We start from the raw sequence: 21,880 nt of genomic DNA on the forward strand, positions 1-21,880 counted from the left end.
GTCATGTTCTAGTATAGGTCTTTAGGTTGGGGTGGTAGGATGACAAAGCAAAAGAAATATGCCGTTTGGTTTGTGTGGGCATCGATTTGGCCTGCTAGTTTAGTTTACTTGTATTTATGGTTATCCCCTGTCTTTGAAGGAAACAGGATAGAGATTGCTGCATTTATTATCCTTGCTTCGATCGTAGCATTATTTCCTCTACAAATTGGAGACCACCCTGTATTTTTTACGCATGGAATTGCCTTTGCCGTTTTTCTATATTATGGACTTTTCATAGAAATCATCGTTTCTCAAGTGGCCATTTTAGCATTGATGGCAAAAATGAGGCTTGGCAGAACAAACCTTCACCGGTTACCGATCAATTTGTTTATGTTTTTACTGATTTCAGTGGTGTCCGCAGGCATCTATTACGCACTTGGAGGCACACACGGCCCCTCAGCTGTGAATGATACAGGAGATGCCCTTCCAATCGTGAGTTATGCACTTTCGCAGATTGTCCTCAACCAATTTTCCATAAAATTTGTAGCCAAAGTACTTTACCATAAAGAGATTAAGTGGCTCGATAAAGGGTTTGTCTGGGAATTGCTAACAGCAAGCCTTGTCCTGCCCATCGGCTTTGTCCTTTATATGGTTTATTCAGAATTCGGAATGAGTGCGATCTTCTTTGTCGGCATTCCTTTTATCTTTATTTCAGGGATGTTAATGCTTTATCATAACAGCAATCAAGTGAATACATATTTAAAAAAGACAAGTATCATAGGCCATGAACTGACAGGAAAACTCGGAGTGAAAGAAGTGCTTGATATTTTCGTCGATCGCTTGAGCGAACTCCTTCCCGTGGATTATATCTATGTGTATGACGTTAGTAAAAACAAGCGGATGGAGCTGATCCGTTTCTTTGATCGATCAGGTGAAATCGATTTTCCACACATTCAACTTTCCAAGGGGCAAAGCATCAGCGGCAATACATGGCAGGAAGGAAAGAGTGTCTTTTATAGAAAGAAAACAGAATGGTCCCACTTGGAAAATCAATATACCCCTGACCGTGCTGAAACAGTCTTGTCTGTCCCTGTGGAGAGAAATGGAGAAATTGTTGGAGTCATTACCATCTACTCCAACAAAAAGCGAGCTTTCTTACAGTTTCAGTTTATGATTTTAAATATCCTGGGAAACTATTTAGGTGTGGCGATAGATAATGCCAGGCACTATGAGAAAACAAAAGCAGAAAGTGAGCATTGTGCTCTTACTGGCTTATACAATTATCGGTATTTTGAGGACCACATCGTGAATATCTTTGAAATATATCAAGGTCAAGAGAAAGTGGAACCTATTTCCCTCGTATTATTAGATATTGATCATTTTAAACGTGTGAATGACACTTATGGACATGAAAGTGGCAATACAGTCCTTGCTGCATTGGCGGAAAGACTTCAAGAAGTAGTTGCAGGGCGAGGGACACTTGCAAGGTATGGTGGAGAAGAATTTGTGCTCCTTTTGCCAGGGCATTCTCAAAGTGAGGCATTAGAAGTGGCTCGTTCCATTCGCAAGAAGATCATACAAAAACCTTTTAGTTCGAACCTGCACATTCATGAAACGCAAGGACCCGTCTCTATCTCAGTCACGGCAAGCATTGGTGTAGCTACGTCCCCGGATCATTGTGAAGGACCTTTTGATCTTATCCGTCAAGCGGATCGAGCGATGTACATTGGCGCAAAACAGAGAGGTAGAAATCGTGTGGCAAGTTACGAAGAACTAATTCAAACTGTTCAATGAAAAGAATTGAACAGTTTTTTGTTTGGTCAATGGGAAATTTGTCGAATGTCACAGGACAAAGTCCTATATTTACGATATAATTTTGATATTAAGTGCAAATTGGGGGAGAAGCAGGATGCCTTACCTTAGGGAGGAGAAAGCATTCTCACTTGTAGAAGTGATTGTTGCCATGGCTTTGCTTCTTGTCGTATTCATTGTTTCGACGCAAATCGTCATGAATACGCTGACACAATCGAATACGATTAATGAGGACTTTACAACTATGGAAATTGCTGATGGTGTGCTGAAAGCCTATCAATCTAAATCTCTTGAAGATTTGGACGATATAAAAGGCGAAGGGGAAATACTTGTGAACATCCCTGACCTGCTGGAATTGCCATCCGCCACAAGTGTCGAACAATATGAAGGTCGTGTGCTGGTGACAGACCCTGATGAGACTAGTTTGGAGAACTACTTAACGAAAATTGTTGTTACGGTCTCGTTAAACAATAAAGACACTCAACTAGAAGGGTATGTTGAGCGATGAACATCAAAAGTGAAAAAGGGATGACCTTAGTAGAGCTTCTAGCGGTTGTCAGTCTCTCGATGATTGTTATGGTGGCCGCTTATCATGCGTTTTACTTTGTCACAGGTGCCGTTGAAACGTCCTCGACAAAGACTGAAATTAGGAAAGAAGCGAACATCCTCATCTTAGCTTTAGAAGAAAACTTGATCAATGTGGATTCAATTGAAGTCCAGAACGATCATACAACTACCTTCCAAGCATTCACTGCAACTTCGACTCGTTTAGATGACATGGATGAAGAATCAACTTTTACTTACATAGATGAAACAACCGATGTCTCCATTCAGAATGGTCATTTACTTATAGGCGGCATTCAGCAAAATGCTGAAGGCATGGACTTATCTAATACATTATTCGAGTTGGATGGTAATAAGTTGACCGTCCATTTAGAAATATTTAAAAAAGATACAGATGAAACCTACAGCCTTGTAAAAATCTTTCGCTTGGGGACTGAGTGATTTTAATGAGAACTCTTTTGAAAAAAGAAGATGGCTATGTCTTAGTTACTGTTCTAATTATGTTTGTTATTTTTAGCATCTTAGGCTTGAGCTTAATGAGTTATACAATCGGTTCTCAGCAATTTTCTTCTGCAAATACCGATTTTATAGAAACGAAAGCGGATGCTGAAATGACAGTACAGGAAGCCCAGGCTTATATTATGAAAGGTGTCGATGAAATTAATGATGATCTAACTGAAGCGACCCCTGGTCTAGGAGGAGTGATCAGCAAGATTAATCGTGTGATTCATCAAGCAGAGCGGAACTTAGGTGAGAAAGGGGTCATTAAGAAAAAGATTTTAAAAGATGGAAAGACTGGTGTTTTTCTACAAAGGGTTGATATAGAGGTTGATGTAGAAGAGTCTGATAAAACGCTTGTCCGCACGTTTACGATTTCTACGATCGCAGATGTATTCAGGTATGGAGCTGTGACCCCGGGGAATATGAAATTGAATGGTGCGCCCTTTATTAAGGGAGATGTATTTGTTGGAAATGATTTAAGGTTACATAACAAAGCCTATTTCATTTCTGAATATGGTCGATGGGCGAATACCTCCTACCCATCCATCCAGGGGGATTTATCCGTAAAGGGAAGGTATGAGATTCATGGTTGGTTTTGGGACTGGAGAATATCAGAAGAGGAATTGAATTCTTACTTTGAGATAAAACCTAGGATAGTGGACGAAAATCCTGATGTTGCCCCGTTAGATGTGATCGAATACATCGCTGAAAAAAGAAATGACCCAATGGGCGACATCACTACAAGAGGATATTCCGGCAACATAGATGAAGTGGATGGTTATCAGGTTATTAAAAAAGGTTACGAAAGACAAGGAAAATCTCCAAAAGCTCCGGATCGGTTTTATGGAGATACCTATATACGTGGTGATCTTAAATTACAAGGGTCTAACTTGAAGGTGGATGGAAACTTAATTGTGGACGGTGAATTGATTATTGAATCCGAAGGAAACGTTGAATCCTCTCTCACCGTTGAAGGTTCCATTTATGTTCATGAGAATGCTGAATTAACTGGAACAATCATATTGCCAGAAGATAAATTTATGTATGTCAATGGATATCCCAAAAATGAGAATTGTAATGGAAACAACTCTCAAAACAATAAGTGCGGTATTTATATAAGTGACCTGACCTTTCAAGGAAGCCTATACACAAATCATGAAATTGATATAAGAGAAGATTTGAATATGAACGGGACACTTTACACGCGTTTGGGCGGTCGTATAGAAAACTTATCCAACGAAAGTGGTGGGACACTCGTTGTAGTAAGTGAAGGGGAATTAACGATCGCCAACAATAATTTGTATAACAATGAACCGAAAGTCATCCATGCATTCTTTTATACGAATAGCGATTTAGATATCTATGGTGTTGGCTCAAACTTAAAAATCCGTGGCGGCGTATATGGAAGAAATGTCACGTTGAATGCCGTTAAAGGGTCATCCAGCGATGATTATTTTCATGGTTCCACCAATTTTTCAAGTAGTCGTGACCCCTTGTATGTACAAAATAATCAAGAATCTATAAACCCTCAATTATCCAGGCTGACCATAGAGTACACTCAAGAGCTTATTTTAAATCCACCTGATGGCATACCTACGGTCGATAAAGTAACAGTGAAAGAAATTGATCAACACTTTTATAGTAAATAAAGAGAGGAGGCAACCACATGATAGATTTTGTTATATGGTTCGTAACAATTGCTATCGCTTTTCTCATTCTTCGATATATTCCAATAAACTTGACTGTGAAGGGCCGGGTTATCTTATGGCTCACAGGATCGTTGATTAGTTCATTAGCTCTGCTGGCAACCATTTCATATACTTTCTGGATGGGGATTCTTGCCTCGCTTGTCCTTGGAGTTGTATTTTCAATCCTATTGCAGGAAAAAGCTCCTCGAGTGTTTGCAGATGAAGCTGATATTACAGGCGAAACATCGGTTGAACCGAAGAGTCACCCTCATACAGGAGACTATGATGAGTGGCACCGTAACGGAAGTGTTGAAGAGCGCATTTTAGAAGATGAAGATTCGAAAGGATTTGTGAATATTCAGTCTGACGAAGGATCTGTCCAAAATGAAGATTTCCCACCCGAAAACCTTGAAAAGGAAGAAGAACAACAAGGAGTTCCTGCTATGGAAACAACGGTTGGGGAAAGAGAACGTTCACAATCATTGGACACTGAAGTTAACTTAAATGAATCTGAAGATTTCATTCATGAGACCGATGATTTGACTGAAGGTTCTTATGTAGAAGATAAACAAAAGCAGGGAGATAAAAGTAGTTTTACTGAGGATGATGAAGCATTTTTATTAGAAGAGGAGCTTGCCCAGCTAAGAATGGGAGAAGAAAGCGTAGGATATGGGGAAGAGCTTGAGGAACCCGAAGATGTTACAGAAGAAGAGTTAATGGCAGAAAGAAATCTTCAGTTAGATATTGAGGGAAATGATCTCGACCGTGATCCTGTAAAAAATGAGAAGTTTCCAAGTAATCTAGACGATACATACGACAGTATTGTCGAAGAAGAATTAGAATCTGAAGAAGAAATCATAAATGAAATCAACGAAACAACAGATTCTGACAAAGATATTACCCGGGAAATGAACATACAGGCAGAAGAGGTGCCTGTAGATAATCAGGAAAAAATCATATCCCCACTCCCTAATCATGATAAGGACCCGGATATTGAAGATAACGAGGACAGCCTAGCTCTTGAGGAAGATCAAGTTGAAGAATTGATAGCGGATGAAGCGTTAAGGAAAAAGCTGCTTGAGTTGATGATTGAAAAGATTGCATATATGGAAGAGCAAATGACAGGAGTCGAGTATGAGAAGTATATTAAAGCTCATCTATCTGAGAAACTACCGGATCTGGAATACTACTCCGTCTCCAAATATTTGATTAAGTATTACATCAAGTACGAAAGAACAGATGAGCTTGAACGGTTTGTAGGCGGGTTGATCGATAAGTTCGCATCCTACTCACTTCTTGTCGAAGAGTTGAGGTATGTGCTTCACCAACAAGTTCAATATACAAAAAAATGATGGGTGTGTAGAATGACTTGAAAAAAAGCCTAGAAGAGTTTTCACCAGGAGAAGTGGAAACTAGAGGATCGAAAGAAGCAAACTCACAAGTCGAACCAAAGAAGACATTTCATTTCTCTACCACCGCTAATCAGGAGCGTGTGAATGATCTTGATCGTAAGCAAGATGAATTGTTAGAAGGGAAACAAGCGACAAAAGACATCGTGAATTCCCAGGGTGAGACCGTTGTCACAGAAGGAGCGGTCTTAACTAAAGATGAAATTGATCAGTTGAAGCGGCACGGTCCTGGTGTCATGGTTGAATTAAGCATGAATGTGAAGTGATTCCGTATTATTCATTGGAGGTGTTCATAGTTGAGACAATCCTTAAACTTTAAGTTGATTTCTTTGGTGGTGGCTGTTGGCATGTCAATGTTTCTGTTTACAATGGGAAGTTCAGCGGCTATTCAATATGTCACCAATGGTGAACACCTCCCGGAGAATACCGTCATCGCTTCTGTTAATCTATCTAAGAAAAGTAAAGAAGAGGCGGTACAACTTCTTTCAGAAAAGGTGCAGAATTGGAAAGATAACCATTCGGTTGTAGTTAGATTGGACGGGAAAGAACTGACCGTTGACCCGGAGATGTTCCAGTTTGATGTAATTGGAACGGTTGAGCAAGCCATGAATACAAGCAAGCGAGATCTGCAGGTGACCATTGATGATTCGTATGTGACGGATTTGAGATCTCATATGAATGATTCACTGGCCACTGAGTTTTATCAGGAACAATTCATTGAAACTGTGAAAAGGGATGCAGCCCAGTTGATAGAATCACCTTTAGAGTACGTGGCATATGAATTTGTAAAAGGGAATACGGCTTCACTTTACGAAAGCATAGGTGAACACAAGGTCATCGTACCACACGAAACGAGCATGGATCGATCTGTGAAGTTATTTGATGGAGAAGAGCTTGAAAATGGGGCGGTCTTTTCATTTAATCGTTTGTTAAACAATGATGGAGTTTACGATGAAGTTTCCTTGGATGTGCTGGCTTCTGCGATCTATGGAGCTAGTTTGAACGCGGGGATGATCATTCAGGAAAGACATATCAGCCATCGATTGCCTGAGTACGCAAGGATTGGTATGGAAGCGAATGTGGACCTTAATCAAGGTCAGGACCTGAAAGTGTATAACCCATTTTCAGGAGATTATCAATTGTCGGTAAGTGTAGAAGAAGGAAGTGTTGATGTTCAATGGATTGGATACCCGACAACCTCTGACTTTCATGTTCAGGTGTTGGATCGTGAAGAAATACCTCCTAAAACGATCATCCAATACTCTTCCCTTGTTAATAAAGGGACATTCAATCTTTTACAAGAAGGCGTGAATGGTGAGGTTGTCTTGGTCTATCGTGTGGATAGATCTTTACCCGAAGGTGTGCAGGAGTTTATTTCTGAAGACTATTATCCACCGATAGCTAGAGTGGAGGAGCATCCTTCTGTTGACGACGAGAGCCCAACAGAGAATTCGGGATCCGATACTGGAGACAGGAGCTCTAATACTGGAAATGCAATAAATGATACGGATGAGTATGACACCGGAGGGAACTCCAGCGACCCTAAATCAATACATAGAGATGAAGACGGGATTTGGGAGGTCGTTCCTGAAGGAGAATCTAAGTGATGGACGAAAAGGGTGAGTCGGTCATGATCAAGAGAAAAAGATTAGGCGATTTGTTAAAAGATGCGGGGATTATCGAAGAGCACCAGATTCAAGAAGCTTTGGAAAGCAAAAAGACGGACCAGAAGCTTGGCGACGTTCTTGTGGAAAAGGGATATGTGACGGAAAAACAATTGATTGAGGTGTTGGAATTCCAACTTGGAATTCCGCATGTCTCTTTGTTTCACTTTCCTATTGATCCTAATGTGATCACCATTGTCAGTAAGGAATTTGCCCTTCGGAATCTACTTGTTCCTATCCAACGGAAAGGGGAAGAGTTGACAGTAGCTATGGCGGATCCAATGGATTATTTTTCTATCGATGATTTGAAAATATCTACGGGTTTCAAAATTTCTCCTGTCATTGCAACGAAGCATGAAATCCTTCAAGCTGTTAACCGACATTATAACTTGAATGATTCGAACCTGGATGAAAATGAAGAAGATACAGAGGAAGCCCCCGCCATTAAGTTAGTCGACCAGTTACTTCAAGCGGGTGTTCAACTGAAGTCGAGCGACATCCATATCGATCCTCAGGAATCGCGGGTTTTAATTCGCTATAGGATTGATGGTGTTTTAAGGACGGAACGTACGTTACCGAAGTCTTTTCAGAACAGTCTAATCGCCCGCGTAAAAATATTGGCTAATCTAAATATCACAGAAAATCGGCTGCCACAGGACGGGCGGATCAAAACGACCGTTGATCGTTCACCGGTTGATTTAAGGATATCCATCCTTCCTACAGTCTATGGAGAAAAGATTGTCATTAGGATTCTTGACCTTTCGAACGCGTTAAGTTCAATAGAAGACCTGGGTTTCAATAAAATCAATGCGCAAAAATATAAGCAATTGATTGAGCAACCTTCTGGTCTTATCCTCATTACAGGCCCTACAGGGTCGGGGAAATCATCCACTCTTTATGCATCCTTGAATCGTTTGAATACAGACGATGTCAACATTATCACAGTAGAGGATCCTGTGGAGTATCAAATCGAAGGACTAAACCAAGTCCAGGTGAACACATCCATTGGATTAACCTTCTCTAAAGGGCTCCGCTCGATCTTACGTCAGGACCCTAACATTGTCATGGTCGGTGAAATCAGGGATTCGGAAACAGCAGAGATTGCTATTCGCGCTTCTCTCACGGGGCACTTAGTCTTGAGCACGTTACATACGAACAGTGCCATTGCCACCATCCCCCGTTTATTTGATATGGATGTGGAACCCTACCTTGTCGTTTCTTCTCTATCAGGTGTTGTCGCTCAGCGCTTGGTCAGAAAAATATGCCGTGATTGCAGACACGCACATCCACTTACTGAGATGGAGAAAAAACACTTTCAAAAACGTGGAATGACGGCAGATACCATTTACAAAGGATCGGGTTGTGACAGTTGTCAAAATACAGGGTACCGTGGCCGTATGGCCATTCAAGAAGTGTTAGTCATTGATGATGAAATCCGGACCATGATGATGAACAATGGCAGCATGGACCAAGTCCGGCGTTACGCATTGAAGCAGGGAATGCTTTTTTTATTAGACGATGGTTTGTTGAAAGTGAAGCAGGGGCTTACGACGTTAGAAGAAGTGATTCGCGTCGCCAAAGTCGACTAGCGAGGTGGTAAGACATGAGAGAGAAATTTGATCAGCTCCTGACGGTTGCGAACGGATATGAGGCCTCTGACATTCATTTGACAGTAGGAGTGCCTCCGATATTCAGAATCCACGGTCAGTTAAGGAAGTATGGTAAAACTCCACTTAAACCAGTAGATACGGATGGGATGGCGAAAGCAATCTTATCTGATGATTTACACCAACAGTTGTTGAGTAACCGTGAAGTGGATGTATCCTACGGTATTGCAGGCGTTTCGAGGTTTCGTATTAATATTTACTATCAAAGAAATTGCCTTTCGATGGCGGTCAGGATTGTTCCCCGGGAAATCCCTTCAATTGAAGACCTTCATATGCCGCAAGTATTAAAGAAAATCAGCGGCTATGCCCAAGGTCTTGTTCTTGTCACAGGTCCTACAGGATCAGGGAAATCGACGACGCTCGCTTCAATGGTTGATTACATAAACCAATCCGCCCGCAAACATATCATCACCTTAGAGGATCCAATTGAGTACACCCATAACCATAAGAACTGCATTGTCGATCAGCGGGAAGTCGGGTTTGATACGAGGAATTTTGCAAATGGATTACGTTCTTGTCTTCGTCAGGATCCTGATGTCATTTTGGTTGGGGAGCTTCGGGACTTTGAAACAATTTCGACAGCACTGACGGCTGCAGAAACCGGTCATCTGGTATTTGGAACCTTACATACGACCAATGCACCAGATACGATTGACAGAATCATTGATGTATTTCCGCCCAATCAACAAGGGCAGGTAAGGGTACAGCTTGCAAACGTCTTACAGGCAATTGTCTCCCAGCGCTTATTCCGCCGTCTGGATAAACAGGGAAGAAGAGCTGCGGTTGAGGTTCTGTTGAATACACCAGCGGTCAAAAATCTGATTAGAAACGAAAAGATACATCAAATAGAAAATGTCATGCAAACGTCCGGGGCTCAGCACATGCAGACGTTGGAGATGTCGATCCAGGAATTGCTGAGAGAAAAAGTCATTGATGAACGTGATGCGGCTCCATATATGAAGGAAGGGGGCTTTTAGCATGCCCTATTATTCCTATCAAGGACGCAGCCTACTTGGCAAAGCTCAAAAGGGCAGGCTGCGTGCAAATTCTAGAAAAGAAGCGGTCATGTCATTAAAAGAGCGGGGTATTACCATTTCGGAAATTAAAGAAATCGATAGTATCTTCCTAAAAGATATTCAAATAGGAAACCCGGTAAAGCCTAAGGATTTTGTTATTTACTTGAGGCAATTTTCTACGCTCATGAGAGCCGGAATTTCTTTGCTTGAGTCGACAAAAATTCTTGCAAAACAATCAAATAGCCGGGCGTTAAGTGAAGCGCTCTATGATATCAGTGAGCAATTAGAAAGTGGGCGCTCTTTTTCTGAAGCAGCTGGTTCCCATTCGAAAATCTTTTCGAACCTATTCATCAATATGGTACGAGCGGGCGAAGTTGGAGGTAATCTTGACGACATCCTGGAACGTTTAGCTGTTTATTATGAAAAACAATACGATACAAGACAGAAAATCATATCCGCATTAACCTACCCACTTGTGGTTGGTCTGATAGCCATTGGCATCGTCATTTTTCTGTTAACCTTCGTAGTACCGAGGTTTGCAAGTATGTTCGACACAATGGGAGGAGAGCTTCCATGGATCACTCAATTGACGCTTAGTATGAGCCAGTTTTTCCAAAACTATTGGTATGCGGCCATCCTTATCCCGGCGCTGTTTATTGTCATATTTAAACTGCTCGTAGATAGAAATCCAAAGCTCCAATATACAGTGGATGTACTGAAGCTTAAAATTCCTGTTTTCGGTCCATTGATACAAAAAGCCGCCCTGGTACGCATGACAAGTACACTGAGTTCTTTAATGAATAGTTCCGTTCCTATATTAAAATCTCTACAAGTGACACAAAATGTCGTAGAAAATAAAGTAGTGGAACGAGCAATCATGAATAGTTACAAATCGTTGGAAAAAGGAAACAACCTCTCCGATCCATTACGGCAGTATCCGATTTTCCCACCATTAGTGATACAGATGATGGCTGTAGGGGAGGAAACAGGTTCTCTCGATTACATGCTTTCAAAGGTGGCTGAATTCTACGAATCTGAACTTGAATATACGACAGACCGATTAAAAACGTTGATTGAGCCATTAATGATCTTAGTCCTCGCACTTGTCGTCGGAGGTATAGTTGCGGCTATCGCTGTGCCGATGTTTTCGATTTTCGACACGATCAATTAAGTTTTTGTAAGAATGTGCAAAAATGCTAGTTTGCAAACTTTTTATCCTTTATAATGAACATAGGACATTTTGCTAATGAAAAAAGTAGTACATATCCGTTAGCAGAAAATCGAAAGTACTACAAAAGGGGAGAGAAAATGAAGAAGTTAAGAGAAATGTTAAAGAATGAGAAAGGTTTCACGTTGATTGAGCTTTTGGCTGTTATTGTTATTTTGGGGATTATTGCTGCGATTGCTATTCCGGCGATCGGAGGGATTATAAATAATACAGAAGCTGATGCACATGATGCTAATGGCTTGTCTCTCATTGAGTCTGCAAGATTAGCTGAAGCAAGTGGTTTAGCAATGGATGATGTGGGTGACGGAACAGATAACGGATACACTATGGATACTCTAGTAACTAACACTTTCTTAGATGCAGTTCCACAAGATCCTGAAGGTGATGGAGGTTATGATAGTGGCTTTGTAGAAATAGCAACGGGTGATGATGGAGTCACTTATACTGTTACCCTAGTTGGATCTGATGGAACTACTAACAGAGTTAATGCTCAAACTAAAACCCAATTATCGAATTAGATCTGTATGATTATAAGAGGAGGACATAATAACCAAGTCCTCCTCATTTACTTAAGGGGAAAATAAATCAAATGCTCAATATATATATGTTTATTACCGGTACCATACTTGGCTCTTTTTTCAACGTCGTCGGCCTACGCTTACCAAAAAACATCCCATTCACAACCTCACGCTCTGCTTGCCCTCACTGTTCCACACCTCTGCAAGCGAGAGACTTAATTCCGCTCTTCTCTTACCTCATAGCTAAAGGTAAATGTAGACACTGTCAGCATTCGATTTCCGTTACATACCCACTCGTTGAACTGATCACAGGGTTCCTTTTTTTAGTTGCATATTTGTATCTAGGCTTATCATGGGAATTCGCAGGGGCTAGTCTGCTAATTTCTCTGGCGGTTATAGTGACAGTGAGTGATTTCCACTACATGTTGATCCCGAATAAACTGTTACTTTTCTTTGCGGCAACCTTTGTTATTTACCGAACTATTAGTCCATTGCAGCCATGGTATGACTCAATTTTTGGTGCACTAGCCGGATTTGTCATCATCTTTCTAATTATTCTAGTGAGCAGAGGTGGCATGGGAGCGGGGGATATGAAACTGTTAGGAACGTTAGGAATTCTGTTGGGTTTTAAATTAACGTTGCTTACTTTATTTTTAGCCACTTTAATTGGGACGGTTGTCAGTCTGACTTTATTGGCCTTCAAAGTGATTGGAAGGAAAGATCCCTTTCCATTTGGACCATCCATTGTGCTCGCTGCGGTCATTAGTTATCTTTACGGCTTTGACCTCTTGCGATTTTATTATGATACGTTTTTCTTATAGGAGGAGAGTCTTTTGTTTCGTTTTTTTAAATCAAGCGGCCGGGTGAACTTCGTTATAAAAAACCACTGCATTCGATATGTGTTTTCAAAATCAGAGAATGCATGGGAGATCGATGACACTGGTGAAATCGTTCTCCCTCCTCATATTATGGAGGACGGGAAAATCAAAGACTCCAGGGGAGCTTATGAGAATTGTTGATAGCTTCATTGAAAATAAAGGGTGGAGCAACAAACGACTCTATTTCACTGTACCGGATCACTCGGTTGTAGTTCGACCTTATGAAGTGCCCGTTCACTTGAAGAATGATGAGATCAAAGGTTACTTATATATGCAATTGGGGGAAACCCTGCATCTTCCTTTTGATGACCCTGCATTCGATTATAGTGTCCTCAGTGAAAATGAGGAAAAGAAAAAGCTGCTTCTCTTCGCTTTTCCAGAAGAACAGATTCGAGTGCTGGACCAGGTATTCAGAGGTGCCAAGCTGAAAACGAAAGCGGCTGATATTAGTGCGCTGTCTATTTATCGTTTATACGAGTATTTGGATTTAACCGTAGACGGAGAACATTTACTGTTGATCGATTGGAATTTGGATGGTTGTGTGCTGACGGTCTTTAACGAACACTTGCCGGCATTTATCAACCATACAAGAAGTCCGCTTCCTATGACGTTATGGAAAAGAGAAAACGGCTGCTACCTATGGCAAGGGGATGAAGAAGGTCCAACCGAATTTACTTATGATCAGGTAAATGAAGTAGAAAGAATTATGGATTTTTATAAATTCTCTGTAATGAATGGTGAAGCCTCGGTATCCAAAGTGCTTCTTACAGGAGATTGGCCGGAGAATGAACGGGTAAGGGAGTTGCTTGAAGAAAGAGGGATCCAGGTCGCTGCTTTGAAAGATGCAGACGTATTCTTGGATGCAGACCAATCTTCAAGCGTTGAATATATGGATGCGATTGGATTATCCATCAAGCCTTAAAGGATGGAGGGGATGAGAGAATGGTAGTAGAAATTAATTTACTGGAACAAAAAGAAAAGAGAAATATCCTCCCGTATCTAGTTGTCGCTTTCTTTGCTCTCCTTTTATTAATTATGTCAATCGTATTCAATGCTCAAAAGTCAACCCTGGTCGAAGAATCTTATCATTTGGATGAGCAGATCTCACAGGTACAGATTGAACAGGAAAGCTTTGCAGCGACATCTGGAGGAGAAGGGACCGAAAGAGAACAGTTGAAGAATTCTCTTGAGCAGCTGAAGGGTACGGTTATTCCTACGATCCCTGTGCTCGAGGGTCTTGTATCTTTGCTCCCGGAGCGAGGATTCTTTGAATCGTTCGCTTTAACAGGAGCGTCTGAAATAACCGTGAATGTAAGGTTTGACACTATCCAGGAAGCGGCTAAATACATGGATATCCTTCTTCAACAATCATTTATCTCTGACGTTGAATTAGCAGGGGTAGATACAGAAGTTGTGGATGATACAGAGGACCTATACGATTATCAACCCCGTTATATTGCGAGTTATTATATCGTTCTTGAGGAATCTATGCTCGCTACTGAGGGGGTGTCTACCCAATGAAAGTCGAATGGAATCGTTCGAGATTATGGGGCATCATTGCTGGAGTTGTCCTTATCATAGCGTTTTACATACTAGGTCAAAGAGTCATTTTGGATCCATACCAGGAGCGGGTGGCAGAAAAGGAAGCGACCTTAGCTCAAGAGCAAAAAATCCTCTCTGCCATAGAGAATAACCAGGAAGAAAGTGATCGAGAACAAATTCTCAGTTCCCGTACAATTCAGCAGCAATTGCCAGTCATTCCTCTCATCGACCAAATGTTGATCGGTCTGGACCGGGCAGAGAATGCTTCTACAAGTTTGATCACCAGTATAGGTATTGCTGATTCTGAGTCATCCGTATCTATTTTACAACAAGAAGATGAATTGAAAATGAATGGTGAAAATGATGAAAGTGAAGAGGTTGTAGATCTACAGAGTGATGAGCCCGTGGAAGATGAGGCTGGGCAAAGGATTGAAGGGCTGCATACCCTTCAGTTCAATGTAGATGTGACTTCTGAAAACTATGATGAAATGGTTTCATTTATGAAAGAGATTCAATCGTTATCACGGGTCATACAAATCGAGTCGATCCAGTTTGATGCACCGGAGAGCGAGAATGAACTTGGCTATTCCATCGTTATGAATAGTTATTATCAGCCATTATATGCCAATCTTGCTAATGAAGCGCCACAATACCATTATGGTGGAAGTTCGAACAAGGTGGACCCTTTTGCTATCGAACAGTGGGATAATCTGAAACCATCTGCATCTACAAGAACTGAGGAAACAGATCAAGAAGAGTCTTTGGATGAAGAAGGTCGTGATCGAGTAGAAGAAAACGAGGAAGAATCCTCCGGTTCAGAAGCTGAAAGTCAATTGTAAGCCGAAATTGTCGAAGGACTACTGACAAATTTCAGCGTCGTTTTCAAAACTGCTGTGATAGGGTTGGAACAAACCTTGCAGGAGTGATCAAACCATGGATTCCAAAAATAAGATCTCCATCTCATTTAGGAACGAACATCAGCAGGAAACAAAACATGAAGTTGTTCGGACACAAAAGGAACAGGCCGCTGCCATAGAGGAAGATAAGGAAGATGAACGTCCCGCTACACGGGTGTACCACATTCCTTTTAAAAAGAAACGCTTTTCTTCAACACCGGTGAGGCCGATAATCACTACCGCTCTAACCGCACTATTTGTTAGTCTTGGTCTTGGTTTCTTGCTACTTCGAATGTTTGTATCTTTAACGGATTCATCCACTACAGATTCAGAAACCGCTCCGGTGTCGGGGGAAACAAATGCAGAAACGGAAGTGGTCACTTCTCAAGAGGCGCCTATGTCTGAGCTTCCAAGTGGTCCTACGCAAACGTTTGATACATATATCGTTCAAGCGGGGGCCTTTTCAACGGAGGGAAAGGCGAATGAATGGCAGAGTAAGTTGACAGCTCTTCTTGTACCTTCACTGGTTTGGCAAAGGGATGGTCAATATTTCTTGTTTGTTGGGAGTGCACCGAATAAACAGGAAGCGGATCAAATTGCTGATCGACTTGCAGGAAAGAGCATTGAGACTTATGTAAAGCCATTTGTTGTTACGGTCGATAAAGAAATACCTCAAGAGTTGACCACCGCAATAGATACCCATGAAATGGGGAGTTTGTCAGAGAATGAAAGAATGAAGCTTATGGATGAAGTGGGTAAGAATACATCACTTGGACAAGCGTTGAATGAATGGGAATCCCAGGATGATACGAATATTAATTGGCTAAAAGTTGCTCAATCATTAGAATAAGGAAAACAACACGTGATATTCTATAAAAAAAGAGTTTTCTAATTAGAAAACTCTTTTTTTATATTATTTTCTTGAAGAAAAAGATTCTTTCTATAATCCTCGGTTTTATGGAAATCTTGTAGAATAGAAAAAGCCCCATGTTTAGAAAGGATGATATTAGAATGAAGCGCTTAGTTTTAGGGTCCCAGTCTCCCAGAAGGAAGGAACTGCTCGAGCTTGCAGGATATCAGTTTGATGTCCGTCCTTCCTATGCTGATGAAGTAATTGAGGAAGGGATGTCACCTGAGGAAGCCGTCCTTCACTTAACGAGGTTAAAGGCTGAAAACGTAAAGGTGGGGGAGAGTGAAGTGCTCCTCACTTCTGATACTGTCGTCGTTTACAATGGTGAAATCCTGGGGAAACCAAAGGATAATCAAGATGCAAGGAAGTATCTAAGAACTTTAAGTGATACGACACACGAGGTTTATACAGGGGTTTGTTTAAAGACAGATCAAACAGTGGATATGTTTCATGTTAAGACAGAAGTGACCTTTTACATGTTGTCAGAGGATGAGATCGATGCCTATATCAGGACCGGGGAGGCCTGGGATAAGGCTGGTGGATACGGCATCCAAGGCAAAGGATCTTTGTTTGTAGAAAAAATTCATGGAGACTATTACAGTGTAGTCGGTCTGCCGCTGTCAAGAGTGGCACGTGAACTTAAGAGGTTAGGCATTTTCCCTGAGTAACTCCTTCTAGCATGGGGACTTAGAAGGAAAGGATGCGGATCATTGACCCAGACGAGTGTTATGATTAAGGATGTTCCGAGGCAAGACCGCCCAAGGGAGCGGCTGATTGAACTCGGAGCTTCTCATTTATCGAATCAGGAATTGTTTGCCATTTTGTTAGGAAGCGGGACGAAACGTGAGTCCGTCATGGAGCTCTCCAACCGGCTTCTAGTCCATTTTGAAGGGATCATGCTTCTTAAAGATGCAACCATTGAAGAGCTGACTGCTATTCGCGGGATTGGATCAGCAAAAGCTGTTTTGCTTCTGGCAGCAATTGAATTAGGAAAACGCATGCAAAAAATGAAGCCTGTGGAACGTTATATGATCAGAAGTCCAGAAGATGGGGCAGACTTTATCATGGAAGAAATGAGAGATTTGAAGCAGGAGCACTTCATCTGTTTGTTTTTAAACACGAAAAATCAGGTCCTCCATCGACAAACCATCTTTATCGGCAGCTTGAATGCTTCGATTGTCCATCCTAGAGAGGTGTTCAAAGAAGCGGTGAAAAGGTCTGCCGCCTCTATTATTTGCGCTCACAACCATCCTTCTGGAGACCCAACTCCATCACAAGAAGATATCCAAGTGACACGCAGGTTAAAAGAATGCGGAAAGATGATTGGCATCGAATTGCTGGATCATCTTGTCATTGGTGATCGCAAATTCATTAGTCTTAAAGAAAAAGGCTATTTGTAACACTATCTATTTTTGTGGATTTTTCGTATAATTGAATAGATGAAAAAGAAAAAGCGCCATTTATAGGATCTCCTTATAAATAGGCGCTTCTTCTAATCATGATTCTATATAGATGCCTAACCCCCGTTGATAGGAAAACGGGTTTTAGAAAGGAAGATATTATTGGGGATTTTTGGATTCTCTCAAGATTTAGGAATTGATTTGGGCACTGCAAATACTCTTGTCTTTTTGAAAGGTAAAGGAGTCATTGTTCGAGAGCCTTCAGTTGTTGCCAAAAATACACAAACTGGTGAAATTGAAGCTGTCGGAAATGATGCACGAAACATGATCGGGCGAACGCCAGGTTACATAAATGTTATCCGACCGATGAAGGATGGCGTAATTGCCGATTATGATACCACTGCTCAAATGATGAAATATTATATAAAAAAGGCGTTAAAAACGCGTTCCTCTTTTGCAAGTAAACCAAATGTCATGGTTTGTGTACCCTCCGGCATTACGATGGTTGAAGAGCGTGCGGTCATTGATGCAACGAAACAGGCGGGAGCAAAAGAAGCCTATCCGATTGCGGAGCCATTTGCGGCCGCCATTGGTGCAGGACTTCCTGTATGGGAACCGACCGGAAGCATGGTTGTTGATATTGGTGGAGGCACAACAGAGGTGGCGATCATCTCTCTTGGTGGAATCGTTACAAGCCAGTCCATCCGTATTGCAGGAGATGAGATGGATGACAATATCATTCAACATGTGCGCAAAAAGTACAACTTGATGATTGGTGAGCGTACGGCTGAAGAAGTGAAAATGGAATTGGGTGGAGCAGGAGAAGTCTCTGAAGTTGACGAAATGGACATTAGGGGACGGGATTTGCTCAGCGGCCTGCCGAAAACCATTACAATCCAAAGCGACGAAATTGTAAGTGCTATGAAAGATACGATTGATTCAATTATAGAAACGGTCAAAAATACGTTAGAAAAAACCCCTCCAGAACTAGCGGCGGATATCATGGAGCGCGGGATTGTCCTTACCGGGGGAGGCGCCTTGCTAAGGAACATCGATACAGTCATCAGTGAAGAAACGAACATGCCCGTATTTATTGCCGACAATCCTCTTGATTGTGTGGCGGTTGGAACAGGAAAGTCTTTGGAGTACATCCATCATTTCCGTTCTCAGCCGAATGTAGCAAGCCGGGCGAAAATGGAGTAATATAACCCGTTATGCCCTCGTTATTTCGTAGAAAAAGACTGATGATTGTATTAGTAGGATTTATCGTACTCGTAGCATTAATCGGCTTTTCGATCCGTGACCGTGATTCGTTAAGCACACCAGAGAAATTTCTACAAGATTCGGTCGGTTGGATGCAAACCGTCTTCCATAAACCGGTCAGTCTTGTGGACAATACCATTGAAAATATTCAAGACATGTTTGGTGTATATGAACAGAACGAAGTATTGAAGGCGAGGCTTTCTGAATATAAGGGTGTCATTCAGGAAAATCAAAGACTTCGTAGTGAAATTGGTGAACTCCAGCAAACGTTGGATAAGTCAGATAGTTTGAGTGAGTATTCCCCTGTGCAGGCAACAGTCATTGCCAGAAGTTCAGACCGTTGGTTTGAGCAGATGACGATCAATAAAGGGGAAGAGCACGGCGTTGAAAAAGATATGGCTGTTATGACAAGTGACGGTCTGATTGGGAAAATCAAGTCTGTTGGTGCTTTTCATTCAACGGTTCAACTCTTAAGTGGGTTCGATCGTTCGAACAAAATTTCAGCTTGGGTCGTTCGGGAGGATCAGGATGAAGCCTTCGGCCTGATTGAAGGCTATGATGATGAAACCGGACGCCTATTACTAGAGGAAATCAAGTTAGATGAAGAGCTTAAGCCTGGGGACAATGTGATCTCATCTGGCTTAGGAGGAGTTTTTCCGAGCAACTTGAGAATCGGAACGGTCGAAGAAGTCGTCAATGACCAGTTTGGGTTGACGCAGACCGCCTATGTAGAACCGTTTGCCGATTTGTTTGATATCAATCATGTAATGGTTGTGGATCGTACAGCAGAAACGGTGGATCCGGAAGCTGAACAGGAGGAAGAAGCATCATGAGTCGATACTTCATTGCACTCCTATGTTTGTTTTTCTTGATCATGCAGGGGATGGCCATGAGTATGCTGCCGGCTAATCTTGTTTACTCTGATTTACTTATGACCCCCCATTGGATTTTGATCTTCCTTTTGATTATTGCCATTTTCTATGACAAGGACGATACGTACAACGCTGTGTGGTATGGCCTGCCTTTCGGCTTATTGATTGATGTCGTCTACACAGGCGTTCTCGGGGTATATATGATTACATATACTTTGATCATTTATACCGTGCATGGTCTAAACAAATGGCTGCATGCCAACTTTTTTTGCGGCTTCCTTATTGGCGGTCGTCGGTGTGGCTTTAGCTGATACGATGTTGTATATCATTTATTCATTCGTACAAATTACATCCATGACTTGGGGAGATTATGCTCTATTGAGACTGCTGCCGACCTTGGCAGCAAATATGATTTTCTTCATCCTCCTCTATCCACTTGTGAAGGAAAAAGTGTATGCCTGGGGAGAAGAAGTGAGCAATATCTAATCTGATGGAAATGTTTGAGGTTTGAGGTGAAAGAGCCTATGGCTGCTAATGTACAGAAGGTGATGATTAAAGGAACAAGAGACGGTCTGACATTGCATTTGGATGATCAATGTTCCTTCTCATCCCTTTTAAAAGAATTGCAAAACCAATTGTCAATGAACGGACTGACAGATGAACATCCGATGATCCGTGTGACGATCAAGCTTGGCAACAGGTATTTGACTGAAGAACAAAAAGAAAAGCTCACAGAGGTTGTACGGGAAAAGCAGAAACTCGTCGTTGAAAAAATCGAGTCGGATGTTTTGACGAAAAAGGAAGCCCTTGAGTGGAAAGAGAATACGGAAATCACCCCTGTCGCTAAAACCGTCCGGTCCGGACAGTTGGTTGAAGTCAAGGGAGATCTACTTTTGATTGGTGATGTGAATCCGGGTGGCCAAATCAAAGCCACGGGTAACATTTTTGTCATGGGAAGTTTGCGCGGAATTGCGCATGCAGGATTTGAAGGGGATACGAATGCGGTGATTGCATCCTCTTACATGCAGCCGAGCCAACTAAGGATTGCCGATCAATTAAGTCGTTCACCAGACTATGAATCTGAGGGTGTGTATATGGAATGTGGATTCATCGATGAGTCCATGGAGAAAATTCGTATCGATCGCATACAAGAGGTTGTAAAAAAGAGACCGGATCTGGTTAGTTTTGAAAGGAGAATGATCAATGGGTGAAGCGATAGTCATTACCTCTGGAAAGGGAGGGGTCGGAAAAACGACAACTACTGCGAACCTGGGGACCGCTTTGGCCTTGCAGAAAAAGAAGGTGTGTCTCGTTGATACTGATATCGGTCTCAGAAATTTGGATGTCGTGATGGGACTTGAAAACCGCATCATCTATGACATTGTCGATGTCGTAAACGAACGCTGCAAAACGAAACAGGCCTTAATTACGGATAAGCGCTTTGATTGCCTTCATTTGCTTCCAGCGGCCCAGACATCAGATAAATCTGAAGTGACTCCGGAAGCGGTCAAAGCCATTGTTCAGGAATTGAAGCAGGAGTATGATTATGTCGTCATCGATTGTCCGGCAGGGATAGAGCAAGGGTATAAAAATGCGGTCGCAGGTGCGGATAAGGCGATTGTAGTCACGACTCCTGAAAAATCAAGCGTCCGTGATGCAGACCGGATTATTGGATTATTAGAGCAAGAAGAAATGGAATCTCCGAAGCTTGTGATCAACCGTATCCGGAATCATATGATGAAGAACGGGGACATGCTTGACGTTGATGAAATCGTCAATGTCCTGTCTATTGATCTATTGGGCATCGTTATTGATGATGACGCAGTTATTAAAGCATCCAATAGTGGAGAGCCTGTGGCCATGAAGCCCAATTCCAAAGCTTCTCTTGCTTATCGAAACATTGCAAGAAGAATTCTAGGGGAAACGGTACCCCTTATGAAGCTTGATGAAGAACGAGGCGTTCTTGCGAAAGTGAAGAAATTCTTCGGCATGCGCACATAACGATCGTTGTTTCACCTGTCACACCTTGTGGCAGGTTTTTTTATTTTGAATTAATAAACCTTCTCCTTGTCC

Annotated in this window: 25 protein-coding genes; all 25 read left to right on the forward strand. The window is 41.9% G+C overall.

Annotated features, from left to right (window positions below):
- Window positions 1–39: 39 nt before the first annotated feature.
- Window positions 40–1,773, forward strand: coding sequence for a sensor domain-containing diguanylate cyclase (locus LC065_RS10875; RefSeq protein WP_226591269.1), 1,734 nt, complete (start codon window positions 40–42; stop codon window positions 1,771–1,773).
- 115 nt (window positions 1,774–1,888) lie between these two features.
- The gene (locus LC065_RS10880; RefSeq protein WP_226591266.1) at window positions 1,889–2,299 is read left to right on the forward strand and encodes a prepilin-type N-terminal cleavage/methylation domain-containing protein; all 411 of its coding nucleotides are present in this window, start codon (window positions 1,889–1,891) and stop codon (window positions 2,297–2,299) included.
- A complete protein-coding gene (locus LC065_RS10885; RefSeq protein ID WP_226591265.1) occupies window positions 2,296–2,796 on the forward strand; it encodes a PulJ/GspJ family protein in 501 nt (166 codons plus the stop codon). The genes LC065_RS10880 and LC065_RS10885 overlap by 4 nt, the downstream gene beginning before the upstream one ends.
- A gap of 17 nt (window positions 2,797–2,813) precedes the next feature.
- Window positions 2,814–4,505 carry a hypothetical protein gene (locus LC065_RS10890; protein WP_306163403.1) on the forward strand — a complete coding sequence of 564 codons (1,692 nt, stop codon included), beginning with the start codon at window positions 2,814–2,816 and terminating at the stop codon, window positions 4,503–4,505.
- 17 nt (window positions 4,506–4,522) lie between these two features.
- Entirely contained in the window at window positions 4,523–5,896 is a 1,374-nt protein-coding gene (locus tag LC065_RS10895) for an MFS transporter (RefSeq protein WP_226591260.1), read from the forward strand.
- Window positions 5,897–5,913: 17 nt separating this feature from the next.
- Window positions 5,914–6,219 carry a hypothetical protein gene (locus tag LC065_RS10900; RefSeq protein ID WP_226591257.1) on the forward strand — a complete coding sequence of 102 codons (306 nt, stop codon included), beginning with the start codon at window positions 5,914–5,916 and terminating at the stop codon, window positions 6,217–6,219.
- 30 nt (window positions 6,220–6,249) lie between these two features.
- Window positions 6,250–7,560 carry a VanW family protein gene (locus LC065_RS10905; RefSeq protein WP_226591255.1) on the forward strand — a complete coding sequence of 437 codons (1,311 nt, stop codon included), beginning with the start codon at window positions 6,250–6,252 and terminating at the stop codon, window positions 7,558–7,560.
- On the forward strand, window positions 7,560–9,206 hold the full coding sequence (locus LC065_RS10910) for a GspE/PulE family protein (protein ID WP_226591685.1): 1,647 nt from the start codon (window positions 7,560–7,562) through the stop codon (window positions 9,204–9,206). Before LC065_RS10905 ends, LC065_RS10910 begins: the two co-directional genes overlap by 1 nt.
- Before the next feature lie 14 nt (window positions 9,207–9,220).
- Entirely contained in the window at window positions 9,221–10,261 is a 1,041-nt protein-coding gene (locus LC065_RS10915; protein WP_306163404.1) for a type IV pilus twitching motility protein PilT, read from the forward strand.
- Between the two features lies 1 nt (window position 10,262).
- Window positions 10,263–11,471, forward strand: coding sequence for a type II secretion system F family protein (locus tag LC065_RS10920; protein WP_226591250.1), 1,209 nt, complete (start codon window positions 10,263–10,265; stop codon window positions 11,469–11,471).
- 137 nt (window positions 11,472–11,608) lie between these two features.
- On the forward strand, window positions 11,609–12,046 hold the full coding sequence (locus tag LC065_RS10925; RefSeq protein WP_226591247.1) for a prepilin-type N-terminal cleavage/methylation domain-containing protein: 438 nt from the start codon (window positions 11,609–11,611) through the stop codon (window positions 12,044–12,046).
- Between the two features lie 86 nt (window positions 12,047–12,132).
- Window positions 12,133–12,867 (forward strand): prepilin peptidase, encoded by a 735-nt coding sequence (locus LC065_RS10930; RefSeq protein ID WP_371933454.1) that lies wholly within the window; start codon window positions 12,133–12,135, stop codon window positions 12,865–12,867.
- Window positions 12,868–12,879: 12 nt separating this feature from the next.
- A complete protein-coding gene (locus LC065_RS10935) occupies window positions 12,880–13,065 on the forward strand; it encodes a hypothetical protein (protein ID WP_306163405.1) in 186 nt (61 codons plus the stop codon).
- The gene (pilM, locus tag LC065_RS10940) at window positions 13,052–13,846 is read left to right on the forward strand and encodes a type IV pilus biogenesis protein PilM (protein ID WP_306163406.1); all 795 of its coding nucleotides are present in this window, start codon (window positions 13,052–13,054) and stop codon (window positions 13,844–13,846) included. The genes LC065_RS10935 and pilM overlap by 14 nt, the downstream gene beginning before the upstream one ends.
- A 20-nt stretch (window positions 13,847–13,866) precedes the next feature.
- Window positions 13,867–14,445: a PilN domain-containing protein gene (locus LC065_RS10945; RefSeq protein WP_226591241.1), complete on the forward strand. Its 579-nt coding sequence runs from the start codon at window positions 13,867–13,869 to the stop codon at window positions 14,443–14,445.
- On the forward strand, window positions 14,442–15,305 hold the full coding sequence (locus tag LC065_RS10950; RefSeq protein WP_226591239.1) for a hypothetical protein: 864 nt from the start codon (window positions 14,442–14,444) through the stop codon (window positions 15,303–15,305). Before LC065_RS10945 ends, LC065_RS10950 begins: the two co-directional genes overlap by 4 nt.
- A 94-nt stretch (window positions 15,306–15,399) precedes the next feature.
- Window positions 15,400–16,212, forward strand: coding sequence for an SPOR domain-containing protein (locus LC065_RS10955; protein WP_226591237.1), 813 nt, complete (start codon window positions 15,400–15,402; stop codon window positions 16,210–16,212).
- A 161-nt stretch (window positions 16,213–16,373) separates the two neighbouring features.
- Window positions 16,374–16,940, forward strand: coding sequence for a Maf family protein (locus LC065_RS10960; RefSeq protein WP_226591234.1), 567 nt, complete (start codon window positions 16,374–16,376; stop codon window positions 16,938–16,940).
- A gap of 60 nt (window positions 16,941–17,000) precedes the next feature.
- The gene (gene radC / locus LC065_RS10965; protein WP_143015261.1) at window positions 17,001–17,672 is read left to right on the forward strand and encodes a RadC family protein; all 672 of its coding nucleotides are present in this window, start codon (window positions 17,001–17,003) and stop codon (window positions 17,670–17,672) included.
- Between the two features lie 162 nt (window positions 17,673–17,834).
- On the forward strand, window positions 17,835–18,875 hold the full coding sequence (locus tag LC065_RS10970) for a rod shape-determining protein (RefSeq protein ID WP_264187738.1): 1,041 nt from the start codon (window positions 17,835–17,837) through the stop codon (window positions 18,873–18,875).
- 41 nt (window positions 18,876–18,916) lie between these two features.
- On the forward strand, window positions 18,917–19,768 hold the full coding sequence (gene mreC / locus LC065_RS10975) for a rod shape-determining protein MreC (RefSeq protein ID WP_371933324.1): 852 nt from the start codon (window positions 18,917–18,919) through the stop codon (window positions 19,766–19,768).
- A complete protein-coding gene (mreD, locus tag LC065_RS10980; RefSeq protein WP_306163407.1) occupies window positions 19,765–20,118 on the forward strand; it encodes a rod shape-determining protein MreD in 354 nt (117 codons plus the stop codon). The genes mreC and mreD overlap by 4 nt, the downstream gene beginning before the upstream one ends.
- A complete protein-coding gene (locus tag LC065_RS10985) occupies window positions 20,105–20,293 on the forward strand; it encodes a hypothetical protein (RefSeq protein ID WP_306163408.1) in 189 nt (62 codons plus the stop codon). Before mreD ends, LC065_RS10985 begins: the two co-directional genes overlap by 14 nt.
- Before the next feature lie 38 nt (window positions 20,294–20,331).
- Window positions 20,332–21,018 (forward strand): septum site-determining protein MinC, encoded by a 687-nt coding sequence (gene minC, locus LC065_RS10990; RefSeq protein ID WP_226591226.1) that lies wholly within the window; start codon window positions 20,332–20,334, stop codon window positions 21,016–21,018.
- On the forward strand, window positions 21,011–21,808 hold the full coding sequence (minD, locus tag LC065_RS10995) for a septum site-determining protein MinD (protein WP_226591224.1): 798 nt from the start codon (window positions 21,011–21,013) through the stop codon (window positions 21,806–21,808). The genes minC and minD overlap by 8 nt, the downstream gene beginning before the upstream one ends.
- Window positions 21,809–21,880: the final 72 nt, after the last annotated feature.

The sequence above is a fragment of the Halobacillus litoralis genome, from assembly GCF_020524085.2.
GTDB classification, from domain to species: Bacteria; Bacillota; Bacilli; order Bacillales; family Halobacillaceae; genus Halobacillus; species Halobacillus litoralis_E.